General features: G+C 53.8%; 1 protein-coding gene. It reads right to left on the bottom strand.

The genetic code is table 11. From position 1 onward, the window contains the following. Positions 1-329, bottom strand: a 329-nt coding sequence (locus AK963_RS34595) for a hypothetical protein (protein ID WP_175404818.1), incomplete at both ends; no start/stop codon positions are given.

Here is a 329-nt window from a genome sequence, read left to right as displayed (position 1 = left end):
CCGGGATCGTGGGAATAGGGATCGGGAAACAGATCAAAGACACTGGCCCATTCAATATCCGGCTCAATGCTCTGGCGCTCGATCAGTTTCCACTCATCACCCTCGCTCTCCCACTTCTCATGGTTGCGGATATTCAGCGTGGCCACCTTGATACAGCCAGTGCCAAGGGTGACTTGCTCCTTCACCATCTTTTTGATTTCGGTGAGCGCGTTGGCATTGATCAGGTAGTCCTTGATCAACCGCTTCATTTTCATAGCGGCTTCGTTGGCGCGTTCCAGTGCTTCGGCCATCAGCGCCCGTTCCATCTCATCGTTCCGTTCCTGGATGAG

Origin of the sequence: Endozoicomonas atrinae, assembly GCF_001647025.1 — a bacterium.
Classification (GTDB): domain Bacteria; phylum Pseudomonadota; class Gammaproteobacteria; order Pseudomonadales; family Endozoicomonadaceae; genus Endozoicomonas; species Endozoicomonas atrinae.
This window is presented reverse-complemented; position numbering and strand designations above follow the sequence as displayed.